Annotated in this window: 19 protein-coding genes; all 19 read right to left on the bottom strand. The window is 29.0% G+C overall.

Going from position 1 to position 19,395, the window contains the following annotated elements; translation table 11 throughout:
• Window positions 1-161: 161 nt before the first annotated feature.
• Window positions 162-2,795: a pyruvate, phosphate dikinase gene (gene ppdK, locus NGI68_RS12895; RefSeq protein ID WP_251861876.1), complete on the bottom strand. Its 2,634-nt coding sequence runs from the start codon at window positions 2,793-2,795 to the stop codon at window positions 162-164.
• A 76-nt stretch (window positions 2,796-2,871) separates the two neighbouring features.
• The gene (gene ccpN, locus NGI68_RS12890; protein ID WP_251861875.1) at window positions 2,872-3,513 is read right to left on the bottom strand and encodes a transcriptional regulator CcpN; all 642 of its coding nucleotides are present in this window, start codon (window positions 3,511-3,513) and stop codon (window positions 2,872-2,874) included.
• A gap of 501 nt (window positions 3,514-4,014) precedes the next feature.
• Window positions 4,015-4,626, bottom strand: a complete 612-nt coding sequence (locus NGI68_RS12885; RefSeq protein ID WP_251861874.1) for a DUF4342 domain-containing protein — start codon at window positions 4,624-4,626, stop codon at window positions 4,015-4,017.
• A 2-nt stretch (window positions 4,627-4,628) separates the two neighbouring features.
• Window positions 4,629-5,372: a DNA repair protein RecO gene (gene recO / locus NGI68_RS12880; RefSeq protein WP_251861932.1), complete on the bottom strand. Its 744-nt coding sequence runs from the start codon at window positions 5,370-5,372 to the stop codon at window positions 4,629-4,631.
• A gap of 21 nt (window positions 5,373-5,393) precedes the next feature.
• Complete coding sequence (gene era, locus NGI68_RS12875) at window positions 5,394-6,284, bottom strand: GTPase Era (protein ID WP_251861873.1); 891 nt, start codon at window positions 6,282-6,284, stop codon at window positions 5,394-5,396.
• Window positions 6,285-6,299: 15 nt separating this feature from the next.
• Window positions 6,300-6,698 (bottom strand): cytidine deaminase, encoded by a 399-nt coding sequence (locus NGI68_RS12870; protein WP_251861872.1) that lies wholly within the window; start codon window positions 6,696-6,698, stop codon window positions 6,300-6,302.
• An 83-nt stretch (window positions 6,699-6,781) separates the two neighbouring features.
• Window positions 6,782-7,480: a diacylglycerol kinase gene (locus NGI68_RS12865; protein WP_251861871.1), complete on the bottom strand. Its 699-nt coding sequence runs from the start codon at window positions 7,478-7,480 to the stop codon at window positions 6,782-6,784.
• A gap of 40 nt (window positions 7,481-7,520) precedes the next feature.
• Window positions 7,521-8,021 carry an rRNA maturation RNase YbeY gene (gene ybeY, locus NGI68_RS12860; protein WP_251861870.1) on the bottom strand — a complete coding sequence of 167 codons (501 nt, stop codon included), beginning with the start codon at window positions 8,019-8,021 and terminating at the stop codon, window positions 7,521-7,523.
• Window positions 8,018-10,102: an HD family phosphohydrolase gene (locus NGI68_RS12855; protein WP_251861869.1), complete on the bottom strand. Its 2,085-nt coding sequence runs from the start codon at window positions 10,100-10,102 to the stop codon at window positions 8,018-8,020. Before NGI68_RS12855 ends, ybeY begins: the two co-directional genes overlap by 4 nt.
• A 22-nt stretch (window positions 10,103-10,124) precedes the next feature.
• The gene (gene yqfD / locus NGI68_RS12850) at window positions 10,125-11,285 is read right to left on the bottom strand and encodes a sporulation protein YqfD (protein WP_251861868.1); all 1,161 of its coding nucleotides are present in this window, start codon (window positions 11,283-11,285) and stop codon (window positions 10,125-10,127) included.
• A complete protein-coding gene (gene yqfC, locus NGI68_RS12845) occupies window positions 11,275-11,571 on the bottom strand; it encodes a sporulation protein YqfC (protein WP_251861867.1) in 297 nt (98 codons plus the stop codon). The genes yqfD and yqfC overlap by 11 nt, the downstream gene beginning before the upstream one ends.
• A gap of 117 nt (window positions 11,572-11,688) precedes the next feature.
• The gene (locus NGI68_RS12840; RefSeq protein WP_251861866.1) at window positions 11,689-12,135 is read right to left on the bottom strand and encodes a GatB/YqeY domain-containing protein; all 447 of its coding nucleotides are present in this window, start codon (window positions 12,133-12,135) and stop codon (window positions 11,689-11,691) included.
• Between the two features lie 43 nt (window positions 12,136-12,178).
• A complete protein-coding gene (gene rpsU / locus NGI68_RS12835; protein WP_003357777.1) occupies window positions 12,179-12,355 on the bottom strand; it encodes a 30S ribosomal protein S21 in 177 nt (58 codons plus the stop codon).
• 135 nt (window positions 12,356-12,490) lie between these two features.
• Complete coding sequence (locus NGI68_RS12830; RefSeq protein ID WP_251861865.1) at window positions 12,491-12,835, bottom strand: histidine triad nucleotide-binding protein; 345 nt, start codon at window positions 12,833-12,835, stop codon at window positions 12,491-12,493.
• Between the two features lie 56 nt (window positions 12,836-12,891).
• Window positions 12,892-14,190: a tRNA (N(6)-L-threonylcarbamoyladenosine(37)-C(2))-methylthiotransferase MtaB gene (gene mtaB, locus NGI68_RS12825; RefSeq protein WP_251861864.1), complete on the bottom strand. Its 1,299-nt coding sequence runs from the start codon at window positions 14,188-14,190 to the stop codon at window positions 12,892-12,894.
• Entirely contained in the window at window positions 14,190-14,948 is a 759-nt protein-coding gene (locus NGI68_RS12820; protein WP_251861863.1) for a 16S rRNA (uracil(1498)-N(3))-methyltransferase, read from the bottom strand. The genes mtaB and NGI68_RS12820 overlap by 1 nt, the downstream gene beginning before the upstream one ends.
• 149 nt (window positions 14,949-15,097) lie before the next feature.
• The gene (gene prmA, locus NGI68_RS12815; protein WP_251861862.1) at window positions 15,098-16,036 is read right to left on the bottom strand and encodes a 50S ribosomal protein L11 methyltransferase; all 939 of its coding nucleotides are present in this window, start codon (window positions 16,034-16,036) and stop codon (window positions 15,098-15,100) included.
• Between the two features lie 175 nt (window positions 16,037-16,211).
• Entirely contained in the window at window positions 16,212-17,357 is a 1,146-nt protein-coding gene (gene dnaJ, locus NGI68_RS12810) for a molecular chaperone DnaJ (RefSeq protein ID WP_251861861.1), read from the bottom strand.
• A 144-nt stretch (window positions 17,358-17,501) separates the two neighbouring features.
• On the bottom strand, window positions 17,502-19,373 hold the full coding sequence (gene dnaK / locus NGI68_RS12805; protein ID WP_251861860.1) for a molecular chaperone DnaK: 1,872 nt from the start codon (window positions 19,371-19,373) through the stop codon (window positions 17,502-17,504).
• Between the last annotated feature and the right edge of the window lie 22 nt (window positions 19,374-19,395).

Genomic DNA, 19,395 nt, shown 5'->3' with positions numbered 1-19,395 from the left:
TATTAAAATTTTATGTCTAAGAGAGAAAATATATCTGTTAACTCTTAGTTACTCACCTACATGAGAAATTTAAAAATTTTAAAGCCAGATTAAGAACTAATAAAATTTATTTATATATTTGTATTTGATTTATGATTTTTAATCCATCTTATAAAATAAAACTACTTTCTTGGATTTTTTATTTGTGCTTGTGCTGCAGCTAATCTTGCTACTGGTACTCTAAATGGTGAACAAGATACATAATTTAATCCTACATTATGACAGAATTCTATAGATGAAGGATCTCCTCCATGTTCTCCACATATTCCTAATTTTATATCTGGTCTTTGTTGCTTTCCTAATTTCACTGCCATTTCTACTAGCTTTCCTACACCAGTTTGATCTATTCTTTGGAATGGATCAAATTCATATATTTTTTTATCATAATATGAATTTAAGAATTTACCCGCATCATCTCTTGAAAATCCAAATGTCATTTGTGTTAAATCATTGGTTCCAAAGGAGAAGAATTCTGCTTCTTTAGCTATTTCATCTGCTGTAAGAGCAGCTCTTGGAATTTCTATCATTGTTCCAACTTGATATTCCATATCTATTTTTTCTCTTTGTAATACCTTATTAGCTGTTTCTACAACTATAGATTTTACATAAGCCATTTCTTTTATTTCCCCTATTAATGGTATCATTATTTCCGGCTTAATGTTTATTCCTTTATTTCTTACAATCTCTATAGCCGCTTCTATTATGGCTGTGGTCTGCATTTCTGCTATTTCTGGGTAAGATACAGCCAAACGGCATCCTCTGTGACCCATCATTGGATTAAATTCATGCAATGATGCTACGGTGCTTTTTAAATCTTCAAAGCTCACTTCCATTTCTTTTGATAAGTCTTTTATATCTTCATCATCTTTTGGTAAAAATTCATGCAATGGTGGGTCTAGTAATCTTACAGTCACTGGTCTCTCTCCCATGGCTTCATATATTCCTACAAAGTCTTCCCTCTGCATTGGTAATAATTTACCTAGCGCTTTCCTTCTTTGAGATTCCGTATTTGCAAGTATCATTTCTCTAACAGCTGGTATTCTTTCTTCTTGGAAGAACATATGCTCTGTTCTACAAAGACCTATTCCTTCTGCACCAAATGTAACTGCTTGAGCTGCATCTCTTGGAGCATCTGCATTAGTTCTAACTTTTAATATTCTTACTTTATCTGCCCATTCCATGAATGTTCCAAAGTATCCGCTTATCTCTGGAGCCACAGTCTTTATGCACTGTCCATAAACTCTTCCTGTACTTCCATCTAGAGATATATAATCGCCTTCTTTATAAGTTTTTCCTGCAGCGTGGAAATATTTTTCTTTTTCATTTATAGATATTTCAGAACAACCTGCTACACAGCATGTTCCCATACCTCTAGCAACTACCGCTGCATGAGATGTCATTCCACCTCTTGCTGTTAATATTCCTTCTGCTGCTATCATTCCTTCTATATCTTCTGGGGATGTTTCAAGTCTTACTAATATTACCTTTTCACCTTTCTCATGATGCATTTTAGCTTCTTCAGCTGTAAAATAAATTCTACCACAAGCAGCCCCTGGAGATGCTGGAAGCCCATTAGCTATAACTTGTGCAGCTTTTAATTCTTTTTCATCAAAATTAGGGTGTAACAATGTATCTAATTGTTTTGGATCTACTTTTAACAAAGCTTCTTCTTTTTGTAATGTTCCTTCTTCTACTAAATCTACAGCTATTTTTAATGCAGATTGAGCAGTCCTTTTACCATTTCTAGTTTGAAGAAAATATAATTTACCTTGTTCTATAGTGAATTCCATATCTTGCATATCTTTGTAATGCTTTTCAAGCTTTATAGCAATAGTCACAAACTCTTCATAGCATTGTGGTAAATCTTCTTTTAATTTTGCTATAGGTTGAGGTGTTCTAATTCCTGCTACAACGTCTTCACCTTGAGCATTTATTAGATATTCTCCAAATATTTTATTTTCTCCATTAGCAGGGTTTCTTGTAAAAGCCACTCCTGTTCCTGATGTTTCTCCCATATTTCCAAATACCATTGATTGTACATTTACAGCTGTTCCCCAATCTCCTGGTATATTATTCAATCTTCTGTATATTATAGCTCTTGGGTTATCCCATGAACCAAATACTGCTGTAATTGCTGCTAATAGTTGTTCTTTAGGTTCTTGTGGAAAATCTGTTCCTAATTCTTTTTTATATATTTGTTTAAACTTACTTACAATTTCTTTCAAATCTTTTGATGATAAATCTGTATCATATTTAACTTGTTTCTTATCCTTCATTTCATCTAATACATCTTCAAAATCTCTTTTATCTATACCCATAACTACATCTGAGAACATTTGAATAAATCTTCTATATGAGTCATAAGCAAATCTTGCATTGTTTGTAAGTCTACTCAAAGATTCTACTGTTTTATCATTTAATCCTAGATTTAATATAGTATCCATCATTCCTGGCATAGAAACTCTAGCTCCTGATCTTACTGAAACTAGTAGAGGATTTTCTTCACTGCCAAATTTCTTATTAGTTTTCTTTTCTAATTCTTCCATAGAATCTGTTATTTGCTTTATTATTTCTTGTGTTAATTTTTTACCATCTTTATAATATTTTATGCAAGCCTCTGTAGTTACTGTAAATCCTGTAGGAACTGGAATTCCTAAATTAGTCATTTCTGCTAAATTAGCTCCCTTTCCCCCTAACAATTCTCTCATTGATGCATTTCCTTGGCTAAAAAGATAAACATACTTGTTATTTTCCATAATAAACATCCCCTCTGTAAAATTTCTTTGTGATTTATATATTTAGATAAGTAATTATCTGGTTAAAACTTTTACTTTAAACACTCTCTCCAACCTTCACAAATAATTTTGTAATATTAGTTTTTGATACTTTTCCTATAATTTTAAATTCTTCAGTATTATTTTTTATTGTCTTTTCTATTACAGGTAAACTATCTACTTCATGTTCTATTATCTTTTGTGCAGCATAATAAGCAGAGTCTTCTTTATTCACACATACTATATTGGGCATTCTTGTCATTATAATTCCTATAGGTACGTTATGCATATCAGTACCACCCATAGCAACTTTAAGGAAATCTTTTCTTGATACTGCCCCAACTAATATTTCTTCATTATGCACAAATAATGTTCCTACATCGTTTAAAAATAAATGCAGTATAGAATCATATACTGTAGTATTTTCATTTACCATTACAGGCTTAGACATTATATCCTTAACCTTTATATCATTTATATAGTCCTGTAACAAACTATATGAAGGCTTATGAGAATATATATATCCTACCTTTGGTTTAGCCTCTAATATACCTATCATAGTTAATATTGCTAAGTCTGGTCTTAAGGCTGCTCTTGTAACTCCTAAACATCCTGCTAAATTCTCACTAGTTATAGGCTCATTCTTTTTTACTAGTTCCACTATTTGTTCTTGTCTTTCAGATAGTTTAATTGCCTTCACCCTCTTCCTAAAATTAAATAGATTTTAAACATTTAAATTATAAAACTAAACTATATATATTATATCATCAATTTAGTTTAAATAGTATATCACTTTTAATTATTTGTGCTAAGTTATTTAAATTTATGTTATGCTTATTAATGCTTTCTCAATATTACTTTATTTCTTATATTTTTTTATTTTACAGAGGAATTTGTTATAATTTTTTATTATAATTATTTTTATAATATGTAACTTTTAGATTTATATGCTACTTTATTATATATATAACCAATAATTAATACTATTTTTAATATATTATGCTACACTTTAATTTATTATTTATAAAATACTGCTGGTCATTTTTGTAACTACCACATCACTTTGTGTCCCACTTGAAAATTTATAAAACACCTTGTAACAATATAAATTTTATAGATACAATTAAAATCTATTGTTTAACAAGGTGTTTTTCATTTCATTATAAATTTACACCCTTATAATTAGCTAGTAATTATTATATTATTCTTGTTTTTTATTTTCTGCAGAATCTTCTTTTTTACATTTATCACATTCTTCATCTGCTGTTTCTTCAAAATTAACTGTATAACTATAGAAATTGTTTTCTTTTTCATCTGATTCATTATCAAACTTATTAGAAAACTTTTCTTTTATATCACAAGTAGTTTCATTTACTTTGTCTTTTACATCTTCAGCTGTACTTTTTATTATTTTATTGATCACTTCTACGCTGCCATCTTCTTTTGTTATTTCTATGGTTACTTTAGTTACTATAGCTGCTGCCAAAGCTGCTAATAGTATAGGCGCCCAAATAATGGCTGCTGCAGCTGTAGCCGCTAAACCTGCATTTACTGGTATATCCACTATAACTTTTTCTTCTTTTTTTACTCTTATTCTAGTAACATTACCTTTTCTTATAGTCTCTTTTATCCATTTTATTAATTCATCTTTTGTAGTATAAAAATCTTCTTTCTGCTCTTTCTCTTTATTTTCCATGTATACTAAAGCATCTACTACATTACCCTCACAAGCCTCTAAAGCCTCTTTAGCTTCTGTATAAGTTGCTCCTGTCCTTTCTCTTACAATATCAATTTTTTCTAATGTTATTTCCATTTTTATTCCTCCTTTATATAATTTAATATTTGGAGACTTTTAGGTTTCTTCAAATAGCTCTCACTTATTATAGTACTTAAAATTTTATATATGTCTTTTTTAGTTTTTGCATCAATAGAAAGCCTGTAAAGTTCTTCCAACGAAGTTTTATATATATATTTTAATATATTATAAGTAGCATAGGTTACAGATATACCATTTATCTTATTACAATAATTACATATTCCACCTAAACTTTGCAGACTTATGTAATTAGAAGTTTCTATCTTTCTCCCACACTCCAAACAATGATTAAAATTAAAAGCATATCCAGTATGTTTTAAAATTTTCATTTCAAAAGCCCTTGCTAAAATATCTAAATCTATTACTTTATTTTTCATTAAAAATAGACTTTTAACGAATTCTTGAAATAATTCTCTATTACTTTCTTTTTCTTCTGTACATATATCTATTAGTTCACAAAAATAAGATCCATAAGTTAATGTATCTAAATCTCTTAAAAAGTCCTGAAATGAATCTATTAACTGGACTTCTGATAAATTAAATAAGCTTTTCCCTTTATATAATACATATTCTCCATAGCAGAAAGGTGAGGTATTAGATAAATATTTACTTCTGTTTTTTTTAGCACCTTTTGCTATAGCAGTTATTTTACCTAACTTTTCTGTATATAACCAAACTAATTTATCTGCTTCTTTGAATTCTTGAGTTTTTATTACTACAGCTCTAGTTTTATATAGTGACAGAAAATCAACTCCCTATATTATTTATTTCATCTTTTTATAACCTAATTCTTTTAATAAACTTTGGTTATCTCTCCACTCTTCTTTTACTTTAACCCAAAGTCTTATATATACTTTACTTTGAAGAAAAGCTTCTATATCTTGTCTTGCATGTTGAGATATCTTTTTTAACTTACTACCATTCTTACCTATAATTATAGGTTTGTGAGAATTTTTTTCACATAATATATTACCCTCTATATGATAAGTGCCTTTTTCATTTTTCTTCATTTGAAGTATTTCTACAGCTATACCATGAGGCACTTCTTCTGATAAAAGTCTTAAAGCTTTTTCCCTTACTATCTCTGCCACTATAAACCTCTCATTTTGATCTATTATCATATCTTCAGGATAATATTGTGGTCCCTCTGGTATATATTTGAACATTAATTCTTTAAGTAAATCAACATTTTTTCCTTTTAGAGCAGATATAGGTATTATTTCTTGAAACTCCATAAGTTCTGAATATGTTTTTAAAGTTTCTGCTACTTTTTCTTGTGAATTTTCATCTATTTTATTTAAAACTAAAAATACCGGTACTTTTACTTCTTTTAATTGTTCTATTATAAATAAATCTCCCCTGCCAGGTTTTTCATCTGGATTTATTAAAAAAAGTACTAAATCCACATCTTTCATAGCATCTGATGCTGATTTTACCATATATTCTCCTAATTTATGTTTAGGTTTGTGTATTCCTGGTGTATCAACAAATACAAGTTGATAATTATCCTCTGTTAATATGGTTTGTATATTATTTCTTGTGGTTTGTGGTCTACATGAAACTATGGAAAGTTTCTCTTTCATTATGGCATTTAACAACGTTGATTTTCCTACATTTGGTCTTCCTACTATAGTTACAAATCCTGATTTAAACATGTTTTATCTCCTCGTCTATTTTATTAAATCCTTTTTAGTAAAGGCTCCTGGTAAAATTTCATCTAGTTTCTTTATTTCATAATTATTTTTATCTTTTACTATTATTATGTCTATATTTCCATCTGCAAATTCACTTATAACCTGCCTACATATTCCACAAGGATAGGTATATTCTTCAAAACTTCCCACCACTGCAATGGCTTTTATCTTTTTATAACCTTCTGATATAGCCTTAAATATAGCTGTTCTTTCTGCACAATTTGTAGCACCATAGGATGCATTTTCTATATTACATCCTGTATATATAGTATCATCTTCTGTTAATAGAGCTGCTCCTACTTTAAATTTTGAATAAGGAACATAAGCATTTTCTCGTGCTTCTATTGCTTTTGTTATAATTTCGTCATATTTCATTATAAATCCTCCCGTTTGGATAAACTATTTACTCTACAAATTATAGTGTAAATAAATTATAACATTATTTTACATCATTTCAACTATCCAAATATTCTATACAGCAAAGTAGTGAATAATGTTCCAAATAAAGCTCCTACTATTACCTCTAATATAGAATGAACTTCTGAATCTACTCTGCTTTGAGCTACTATGAAAGCTAAAAAATAACTTAGCATAACTACAGGAAATTCTTTAGTTATAAGAGCTATTATTGTAGCTATAGAAAATGCCATGGTACTATGTCCACTAGGCATTCCTCCTTTTAAGGGAGTTCCTTCTCCATATATAGCTTTCACCACTACTGTAACTATACAAACTATAGCTAATATGATAAATATAGCATAAGGATTGGAGTTTTTTATTTTAGTTATTAATACGAAATTCATATATTTTAATTTATCCCAAAATATAATATATCCAACTACTATTGCATTTATAGCTGTCAATAAGACTGCTCCAGCTGCTACATTTTTAGAAACTTTAGCTAATGGATGATAATAATTTGTAGTAGCATCTATAGCAAATTCTATAGCAGTATTCATAAGTTCTGCAAAAATAACTAAAGTAATGGTTATGCATACTACTACTAATTCTATCTTTGATAAATCATAGAAAAAACAGGCAGTTAAAACCAAAAGAGCAGAAAGCATATGTATTCTCATATTCCTCTGGGTTCTAACTGCATGTATTATTCCATCTATAGCATAATTGAAGCTATCCAAAAGTTTATTTACTTTCATGGCTACACACCATCCTTTACAGGTTAAAAGAAATAAATCTTTACCTTCCCAAATTAAAGTTTTTTAATATTTCCTCTTCTCTTTGTCTCATTACAACTTTTTCATCTTCTTTAATATGGTCATATCCTAAAAGATGCAATACTGAATGTATGGTTAAATAACAAGCCTCTCTTAGAAAGCTATGACCAAATTCTCTACTTTGCTCTTCTGCTCTCTCTAGCGAAAGTGCTATGTCTCCTAGAACTAACTTTCCTTCATCTAGGTCACTTTCATCAAATTCATAATCTACATATAAATCTTTAAATACTTTTCCTTCTTCATAATCTAACATAGGAAAGGATAATACATCTGTTACTTTATCTATATTTCTGTAATCTTTATTTATTTCTTTTATATTATTATTGTCTATAAACACAACACTTATTTCATAATTTATATTTACCTTTTCCTCTTTTAGAGCATAATCTATTATTTCTTTTATTTTATTTTGAAACTCTTCATCTATGTTTATCTTATCCTGTCTATTATCTAAATATATCATTTGGTCCTCCTATCTTTCATCCATTTATCTTCTGGATATTCTATTCTTTGATGGTATATACTTATAAGCACCTTTAAAAAGGCATTTCTTATTAAGCCTATTTCTTTTAAAGTAAGATCACAATCATCTAGCTGACCTTCATCCAATCTTGCCTTTATTATTTTATTCACCATTTCCTCCATTTTACCTTTAGTAGGTTCATTTATAGATCTTACTGCCGCTTCTACACTATCTGCTAGCATTATTATAGCGGCTTCTTTACTTCTTGGTATAGGTCCTTGATACCTAAAATCCTCCTCATTTACATCTTCAGGTCTTTCACTATTATTTTTCATAGTTATATAAAAATATTTTACTAAAGATGTACCATGATGTTGTTGTATAACATCCTGTATAACTTCAGGTATCTTATATTCTTTAGCTAACTCTAATCCATCCTTTACATGGGATGTAATTATTAAAGTACTTAAGTTAGGAGATATTTTATCATGAGGGTTTTCTTTTCCTATTTGATTTTCTTTGAAAAAATATGGTCTTTTAGTCTTTCCTATATCATGATAATAAGCAGATACCCTGGCCAATACTGGATTCCCATTTACAACTTCAGCACCAACTTCAGCTAAATTTCCTACCAATATACTGTGATGATAAGTTCCTGGAGCTTCTAATAATAACTTTTTAAGTAATGGATTGTTAGGATTTGAAAGCTCTAAAAGCTTAATAGTAGTAACTATACCAAATAAATTTTCAAATAGAGGAAGAAGTCCTATTGTTAGTATAGCTGAAAGAACCCCTCCTATAAGGGTAAATAGAGCTTTTTTACTTACATCTATAACGCTATTACTTAAAAGAAAACCTGATGAAAAAACAAGAATCACATTTATAATAGCTATATAAGATGCAGAATACAATATATCATTTCTCTCTTGCATCTTCCTTAATATAGTAGATCCTAAAACAGCACTCATTATAGCTATTAAAATAATCTCTACTTCAAAATTAACTGCTACCGCTATTAAAATACAGTTTACAAGACTGGTAAATAAGGATATCTTATGATTTAATAACAAAGTTAATATCATAGGTATAGATGCTAATGGTATTAAAAATGGGGATATTGTATACATACTCCTAGCTAATAATATAGCTATGCAATTATTTAAACTTATTAATATCAAACTATTTAATTTATTAAATTCTTCATTGTAGTATTTATATATATATCCATACTGTATGAAAAGCACTAATACTATTAAAACAGCTAATCCTATAAATATATACCATTCAAAATTATTATTATTATTTAACAACCCTATATCCTTTAATAAATCTAATTGATATTTAGATACTGGCTCTCCTTCTTTAACTATTGTTTGATCTTTTTTTATCATAACTGGTGGAGTATTTTTTAAAGTATCTTTCTTTAACTCCTCTGTCTTATCTTTATCATAATAAAAGTTAGGCTTTATTTCTGAATAGGCTATACTTACTGCAAGTTGTTTAGAATTAGACAACTTAGAATTTTTCACTTTCACATAAATATATTCCTGTGCCTTTTTTATATCTTGGGCATTATCCTTTTGTGAATCATCACTTATATTTACATTTTCATATAAATCTGATATTGCTTTAATAAGAACATCCTGCAACGATTTAAGTTGTGCTTTATCTAGATTTAATATCTCAATTAGTTCTCTTTCTGATATATTTATTTTACCGTTCTGGTCTAATTGTTGAATCTTTTGTTTTTCCTCTATTTTTTTATCTTTTAAAGAGTCTACTTGTGAAAAAAAATTATTTATTTCACTTAAAACTTCAGTTTTAACTTCTGTTCTCTTACTATATTGTATAGGCACTGAATCTAAAGCCTGCTGTAACCTAGCTTTAGTAGACACTTCATCTTTTATTTCCCTTGGAGCTTTTATATCAACTTTAGCTATATCGCCCTCTTTTAAATCATATTTTTTTGTAACAAATGATGTTATAAGTACCACATACATAAATAAAAATGTAATAAAAAAAACTAATCCTCTCTTTAGTTTATCGTCATTTTTTATTTTTTCCATGGTAATCTTTTTCATATACTATAATACCACCTTTATTTTAGCTGTCTTCTTCTTTATCTGTAACTTCTATTTTTTGTGGAACAGCTATATCTTCTTCCGCTATAATCAACATTCTAATCTTACAGACATCTCCCTCTGGAGAATAATCCGTAATTTTATCTATGATTTTAACAGATTTATCTAAGTTCTTGGTTATATTCTTATATATTTTTTCACATTCTTTATCTACAGCTTTTTTCACATCAATATCTTCTCTTGCTTCTTTTACTTCATATAAAGTTTCCTTTCCCATAAATAACTTATTATTCTCTATTCTATCATATTTTTTAAATTTATTTATAGTTTTTTTCAAATATAGTTTTTTACCTTTAAAATTAATATATGTCCTATCTATTTTTTTACCCGTTCTTTTTCTTTTTATTCTATAGGTATTTATAGTCTCAATTTTTTCATAAAATGTTCTGGCAAATACTTTTCCTGCTGAATGAACTTCATAAGTTTCTTCTTCTTTTCCTTGTTCTCCCTTAATCAAAATATCTCCTTTTTTTACTATGTCTCCATTTTGTACTATAGCACTTCCAGAAGTAGTATATACCCTTTGTACTTCACCATCTTTTTTTGCAACTAAATCACATGGCTCATCCTCTTCTATTATATTTGGAGGTGATTGCCTTTCTTCAGCTTTTATTACCAGTCTGCCCCCTTCAATTCTAGCTTTTACCCACATTATATTATCTATATCTTTAACTAATTTTTCCTCTAGTTTATAAACATCTATATTACTTTTATTTATTCCAGGCTTTACACCATATTTTTTTAATTGTTGTCTTATTTCATAAGGTGTTATACCATTAGTTGACGTTATATCTATATTCCATATAAATGTTGACATAAAGTATATTATAAAAGAAAAAATAAATATACCTATCACCAATGAAAATCTTCTTTTTAGAAATAAAACCAAAAAAGAAATTCCCTTTCTTTTAACTATTTTCACCTTTGTTCCTGTTCTATTAGCTATATCCTCCATAACAACATAATCTCTTAAGTTTATATCTAAAACAAATGTAGTTACATTTTTTTTAACTACATTTTTAACTTTAACACCATTTCTCCATAAGAGGTTAATAAATCTCTCTGGTATCATAGATTGAATTTCTATAGTTATGATAGCACTTCTGTATTTATCAAATTTCATCTACTTCAGACCCTTCATATTCTATAGATTTAAATTTTCCTCCTAGAGTAATAGTACTTCCCCCCATAAATAATATTTCAAAATCTTTACCATAAATAGATATCAATCCAGCTCCAGAATTAATCTTTACCACTTTTTCTTCAAAAACAACTACTCCTCTATGATTTTCTATAGCTATTTCTTCATTACCAGTAACTGTTATCTTTGGTTGATTTAAAATTATATCTCTCGGTAAATCTAACTTATCTGCTACAGTTTCTTTTGCATTATAAAATTTTTTACCCATTTTTCACCTCAAATAAAAAAAATACTTTCATATTAATTTATGAAAGCATTTTTTAATAAATGACAAATATGATTTTATATATACAAATATAAAAAGCTGAGTTTTACTCAGCTTTTACTATTTACTCAATATATTTTTTACTTTTTCACTTACAAGTTTACCATCTGCTTTACCTTTAGTCTTAGGGATAACTATACTCATGACATTTTTCATATGTTTCATGCTATTTGCACCAGTTTCATTAACTGCTTTTTCAATAATTTCTGTAATTTCCTCTTCTGTCAACTGCTGAGGAAGGTATTTTAGCAAAACTTCTATTTCAAAATTAGTTGAATCTATTAAGTCTTGTCTGTTTCCCTTCTTGAAGTCTTCTAAAGCTTCTTTGCGTTGTTTTATCTCTTTGGATAAAATATCAATTATTTCTGAATCTTCAAGCGTTTTCCCTGAATTTTTTTCTGCTAAAAGAATTGCAGCTTTAACCATACTTATAGTACTAGCTTTTTCTTTTTCTTTAGCTTTTAAGGCTTGTTTCCAATGGTCTTGTAGTGTTTCCTTAAGAGACATTATTGTATAATACCCTCTTTCAAAGAAATCTATTAATTTATGACTACTTGAATTTTCTCTTTCTTGCAGCTTCAGATTTCTTTTTTTTCTTTACACTTGGTTTTTCGTAGTGTTCTCTTTTTCTTACTTCAGATAAAACACCAGCTCTTGCACATTTTTTCTTAAATCTTCTTAGTGCGTTTTCTAATGATTCATTTTCTCCAACTTTTATTTCTGACATGTTTTCTCCCTCCCTCCGCTAGTTCAATTTAGTAAAAACAAAGCAGTTAATTGCGGGCTAAATAACACACTAGCTATTATACAACATATTTTGGGAAACTGTCAACAACTTAATATATGGACTTTAATAAGTTTTTTAGCCTGGAGGCCACTTCAAATTTCTTCCTGCTATCAAATGAAAATGTATATGAAAAACAGTTTGTCCTGCTGACTCTCCACAGTTAGAAACTATTCTATAACCTTGTTCTGATATATTAAGATCCTTAGCTAACTTTTTAGCTACCATGAATATATGGCTTATAACTTTACTGTTTTCTTCTGTTAGATCATTCAAAGAACTTATATGTTCTTTAGGTATTATAAGAATATGATGTGGCGCAACTGGATCTATATCATTAAAAGCATATACTATTTCATCTTCATACACTTTAGAGCTTGGTATTTCTCCCTTTAATATTTTACAAAAAATACAATTTTTCATTATATCACCTCCTGCTAAGTGAAATATTCAATAAATATATTAAAAATCCTTCTACTCTAATAAATTTCTCCCTTAATAAAATCCTTTGATACTTCTTTCAATGATGTATTTATTATATCTCCAGTAATATCATTTAAACTTATTGCATATATTTTTATATAGTTAGGAGTATACCCTTCAAAAATACCTTCATCTTTAGTTTCCTTTTCATATAATACTGGCATTTCTCTTTCTATAAATTTGTTCATAAATTCTTTTTCAAGAATTCTATCCAAATTTATTATTTTATTACTTCTCTCTTCTTTTATATTGCCATCTATTTGCTGCTCCATCTTTTCTGCTCTTGTACCTGTTCTTGGACTAAATTTAAACACATGCATTTTAGATAATTTTATATCCTTTAAAAATTCATAAGTTTTATTAAATTCCTCTTCTGTTTCTCCTGGAAACCCTACTATTATATCTGTTGTTATAGAAACATCTTGTATATTTTTTCTCAAATTATATACTATCTCTTTATACTGCTCTATAGTATATTTTCTATTCATTCTTTTTAATGTTTCATTACATCCACTCTGAAGGGATAAATGAAAATGCGGGCAGAATTTTTTTAGTTTACCTATTCTTTTTATTTCTTCTTCTGTAAAAAATGTTGGGTCTATGGAACCTATTCTTATTCTTTCAATATCATCTATTTTATCTATCTGTTCTAGTATAGTTGTTAAATTGTATTCTCCTTTTAAATCAAAGCCATAAGAGGCTATATCTATACCAGATAAAATTATTTCTTTAAATCCATGTTTAGAAAGTTTTTTAGCCTCTTCTATAACTTTTTCTGGGTTTTTACTGCACACTGCTCCTCTTGCAAAAGGTATCAGGCAATAAGAACAAAATCTATTACATCCATCTTGTATTTTTAGAAAAGCTCTTGTCTTATCTCTGTATTCTTCTATATTTAATTCTTCAAATTCTTTATTTTTAAGAACGTCTTTGACTTCTATTACTTGAGTTTTTTCTTCCATTGCTCTATTTACCCAGTAAACTATTTCTCCTTTATTTCTAGTACCTAAGACTACATCTACCCCTTCTATTTTAGATACTTCTTCTGAAGCTATTTGAGAATAACAACCTACTACTGCAATTATGGCTTTAGGATTTTGTCTTCTTCCCCTGCTTATCATCTGTCTTGATTTTTTATCACCCATATTAGTCACTGTACAAGTATTTATTACATATACATCAGCTACTTCATTAAAATCCACCACTTCATATCCTTGCTTTGTGAATTTTTCTGTCATAGCTTCTGTCTCATATACATTTACTCTACATCCTAATGTAGAAAAAGCAACTTTCATTATATATTTCCTCCTAGATCTCCTAATTCATATGAAATTATAGAAGTACATACTATACCTGCTGTTTCCGTTCTAAATATTCTAGGTCCTAAAGTTATTATATTAGCCTTTATTTCTTCTAAAGCTTTTATTTCACTTTCTTCAAATCCACCTTCTGGCCCTATAATTATTCCTACATTTTTAATATTTTTTATTTCACATTCTATATCCCTTATAAGAGATTTCATTCCATAATTTTCTTTATTTTCATAAGGTACAATTATTAAATCCATATTTATTAATTCTTCCAGTAAATCATTAAACTCTAAAGGTTCTCTAACTGTTGGAATTAAAGATCTTTTACACTGTTTGCATGCTTCAAGTGCAATTCTATTCCACCTATCTAACTTTTTAAATTCCTTTAATAAAGTTTTTATCTCTACTCTTTCTGTTAATATTGGTACTACTTCTTTTATACCAAGTTCAGTGGCCTTTTGAACTATTAGATCCATTTTAGTAGATTTAGGAAGTCCTTGATATAAATAAATATTTAAAGGGCTCTCGTTATTTACTTCTACTTCCTCTAGTATTTTTACAAAGACAGCCTTTTTATCTATACTTTCTATCTCACCTTTGTATTCTTTTCCCTGGCAATTATTTATGTTTATAACATCTCCACACTCTAATCTCAATACTTTATAGATGTGCTTAACATCATCACCATCAATTTTAGCCTTTTTATCAACTATATTTTCAGCTGGCACAAAAAATTTATGCACAATAATCACCTACTTTAATATTTTCTTATAAGAAATAAATATAAATTAATACTTTAAAATTTGAATTAAATACATATATACTAAGATTCCCCCTACTTATGTAGGTATAATCTATTTATATAGTGTTAATTGTTAGTTAAGTATATCCATTAACTTATTTTAGATACTATACAAACCCATTCTCCCTCTTCTTTTACCTCTTGTATAATAAAACCTGTTTCTTCCAGCTTTTTAATAACATCTTCTTTTCTAGAATTTATTATACCAGAAGCTATAAAATATCCATCCTTTTCTATAAAAGATTTAACTCCTTCTGTTAAAAATATTATAATATCTGCTATTATGTTAGCTACTACTATATTAGCCTTACCATCTACAACTCCCATTAGATTGCCTTCTAGTATTTCTATATTATCTAAATTGTTATATTTAATATTTTCTTTAGATGATTTCACAGCTACTGGATCTAAGTCTACCCCTATTACATGTTTAGCGCCTAGCTTAGCTGCTGCTATAGATAATATACCTGATCCACAACCTATATCAAATACAGTTGTATCATCTTTTATATATTTTTCTAAAGCATTTATGCACATTCTTGTTGTTTCATGAGTTCCTGTACCAAAAGCCATGCCTGGATCTAATTCTACCAATATTTCCTCTTCTTTTTTATCATAACTTTCCCATATAGGTTTTATAACTATTTTATTTGAAACCTTAGTTGGCTTATAGTATTTCTTCCAATTATTTTCCCAATCTTCTTCATTTACCTTATGAACTTCTATTAATCCTTTACCTTTATCTATTCCAAACTCACCTAAATTACTTACTGATTCTTTTATGTACTCTAAATATCCATTAAATTTATCATCTTCTTTATAATATCCCTTTACTATAGCAGTATCTTTAACAGTTAATAAAGTTTCATCGAAGTAATCCCAATCTCCAGGATGTTTCTTTTTAAACTCAATATCCTTGGGATCTTCTATTGAGACTCCCTTTACACCTGTATTATATAATATTCCTGATATAGCTTCTAAAGCTTCACTACTTGTATATATACAAATCTCTAACCATTCTTTATCCATTGAAAATTCCTCCTTCTAATAAAAAACTATTGTTAATTTATTTATTATAAATTAACTCTATTTAAAAACTAATAACTATAATTATACGATTTATCTAACGTTACTAATATATTATACCTAAAAATATAAGAATCCACCACAAAATATAAGGAAAGTGCTTAGCACTTTCCTTATATTAGTCCTTGAAACCTTTTTTTATCTTTTCAAAAATATTACCCTTATCTTTTCCTTGTGGTGCTTCGCCACTTGCTTCCATATACATAGCTAAAGCCTCTTTTTGCTTATTATTCAATCGTTTTGGTATGTCTACTATTATAGTAACATATTGATTTCCTCTAGCTGTGCTATTTATCTTTGGAACACCTTTACCTTTTAACCTAAATACAGTTCCTGGCTGTGTTCCTGCTGGTACTTCATATTTAACTTCTCCATCTACGGTAGGTACTTTTATTTCAACACCTAAAGCAGCTTGAGCAAAGCTTATATGATTTTCTATATAAATATCAAAGCCTTTTCTTTTAAATGTAGGGTGAGAAGCTACTCTTATATTTATATATAGATCTCCTGTTGGACCTCCATTATTTCCTGGTTCACCTTGTCCCCTTAATGGAATAACATTTCCTGTATCTACTCCTGCTGGTATATTAACTTTAATCTTTTTGTTTTTTCTAATCTTACCTTTTCCGTGACATTTATGACATGGATTTTCTATAACTTTTCCACTACCGCCGCATTTATCACAGGAAGTTTCTGTAACCATACTTCCTAATATAGTGTTCTTTTGGATTCTAATTCTTCCACTACCGCCACATTTATCACAAGTTTTTGGGCTTGTTCCTGGTTTTGCACCAGTTCCACTACAAGTATCACATTTTTCATTCTTATTTACAGATATTTCTTTTTCTACACCAAAAACTGCTTCTTCAAAGGTTAGATTTATAGCAGTTTCTATATCTGCACCCCTTTGAGGAGCATTTTTTCTTCTTCCACCAGAAGAAAATCCACCACCAAAGAAGGAATCAAATATATCTCCAAAGCCTCCCATATCTGAAAAATCGAATCCTCCAAAGCCTGATGAATCAAATCCACCTGCTCCATTAAAATCTGTAGTTCCAAATTGATCATACTGAGCTTTCTTCTGAGGATCAGAAAGTACTTGATATGCTTCATTTATTTCTTTGAATTTTTCTTCAGCCTCTTTATTACCTTTATTTTTATCTGGATGATATTTTATAGCTAATTTTCTAAAAGCTTTTTTTATATCTTCTGGACTAGAACCTTTATCTACTCCAAGTAATGCATAATAATCTTTGCTAGGCATTCCTATCTTTCACCACCTAATTATCTAATTCAATGTAATCTAAAATTGTTTTTTCACTTAAATTAAGGGAGGAGTACAAACTCCCTCCCTTAAGTCATACCTATTATATATTATACAATTTTTTAGTATTTGTCATTTATTTTTTTATTTATCGTCTTCAACTTTATAATCTGCATCTACTACATTATCATCTTTTTTATCATTTCCAGCTGAATCATTACCTGCATTTGTTCCACCCATATTGTTAGGATCAAAGCCTGCACCTGAAGCACCTTCTGGATTAGCTTGTTGATACATCTTTGAAGATATTGAATAGAAAGCTTGAGTTACATCTTCAGTTGCTTTTTTGATAGCTTCTAAATCTTCTCCGTCTTTAATATCTTTAAGTGCTTTTAATTTTTCTTCTACTGTAGCTTTATCTTCAGCTGATACTTTATCTCCTAATTCAGTTAATGTTTTTTCTGTTTGATATACTGTTTGATCTGCATTATTTTTAATTTCTATAGATTCTTTTCTCTTTTTATCTTCTGCTTCAAATTTCTTAGCTTCATTTACAGCCTTATCAATTTCATCATCAGATAAGTTTGTTGAAGCTGTTATTGTTATATTAGCTTCTTTTCCTGTTCCTTTATCTTTAGCTGATACATTAACTATACCATTAGCATCTATATCAAAAGTTACCTCTATTTGAGGTATTCCTCTTGGAGCTGGTGCTATTCCTGATAAAGTAAATCTTCCTAGTGTCTTATTATCAGCTGCCATTTGTCTTTCACCTTGTACTACGTGTATTTCAACTGATGTTTGACCGTCAGCTGCTGTAGAGAACACTTGACTCTTCTTTGCTGGTATTGTTGTATTTCTTTCTATTAATGGAGTTGCAACTCCTCCTAATGTTTCTATTCCTAATGTTAATGGAGTAACATCTAGAAGTAATACATCTTTAACTTCACCTGTTAAAACTCCTGCTTGAATAGCAGCACCCATTGCAACAACTTCATCAGGGTTAACTCCTTTACTTAATTCTTTTCCTGTAAATTCTTTAACTGCATCTTGAACAGCTGGTACTCTTGTTGATCCACCAACCATTATAATTTTATCTATATCTGACATTGTATATCCAGCATCATCTAATGATTTTTTGATTGGTTCTAATGTACGTTGTACTAGATCATGAGTTAATTCATTAAATTTAGCTCTTGTTAAATTCATGTCTATGTGTTTTGGACCTGTTGCATCTGCTGTTATAAATGGTAAATTTATATTTGTTTGTGTTGCTGATGATAATTCTATTTTAGCTTTTTCTGCAGCTTCTTTTAATCTTTGTATAGCCATTTTATCGTTTCTTAAATCTATTCCATTTTCAGCTTTAAAAGTTTCAGCTATATAATCTATTAATTTTTGGTCAAAGTCATCTCCACCTAGTTTTGTATCTCCATTAGTAGCTTTAACTTCAAATACTCCATCACCTAATTCTAGTATTGATACATCAAATGTACCACCACCTAGGTCATAAACTAATATCTTTTCATTTGTATCCATTTTATCTAAACCATAAGCTAATGATGCAGCTGTTGGTTCATTTATTATTCTTAAAACTTCAAGACCTGCTATTTTTCCTGCATCCTTTGTTGCTTGTCTTTGGCTATCATTAAAGTATGCTGGTACTGTTATAACTGCTTGAGTTACTTTTTCTCCAAGATAACTTTCTGCATCTGCTTTTAATTTTTGAAGTACCATAGCTGATATTTGTTGTGGTGTATATTCTGTGTTATCTATATTAACCTTATGGTCTGTTCCCATATATCTCTTTATAGAAATTATAGTTTTTTCTGGGTTTGTAATAGCTTGTCTTTTTGCTACTTGACCTATTAATCTTTCTCCATTAGCTTGGAAAGATACTACTGAAGGTGTTGTTCTTGAACCTTCCGCATTTGGTATAACTACTGGTTCCCCACCTTCCATAACTGATACACAAGAATTTGTTGTTCCTAAGTCAATTCCGATTATTTTTGCCATTTTAATATTCCCTCCTAGTTTG

Origin of the sequence: Clostridium sp. Marseille-Q2269, assembly GCF_943736985.1 — a bacterium.
Lineage (GTDB): Bacteria > Bacillota > Clostridia > Clostridiales > Clostridiaceae > Clostridium_F.
This window is presented reverse-complemented; position numbering and strand designations above follow the sequence as displayed.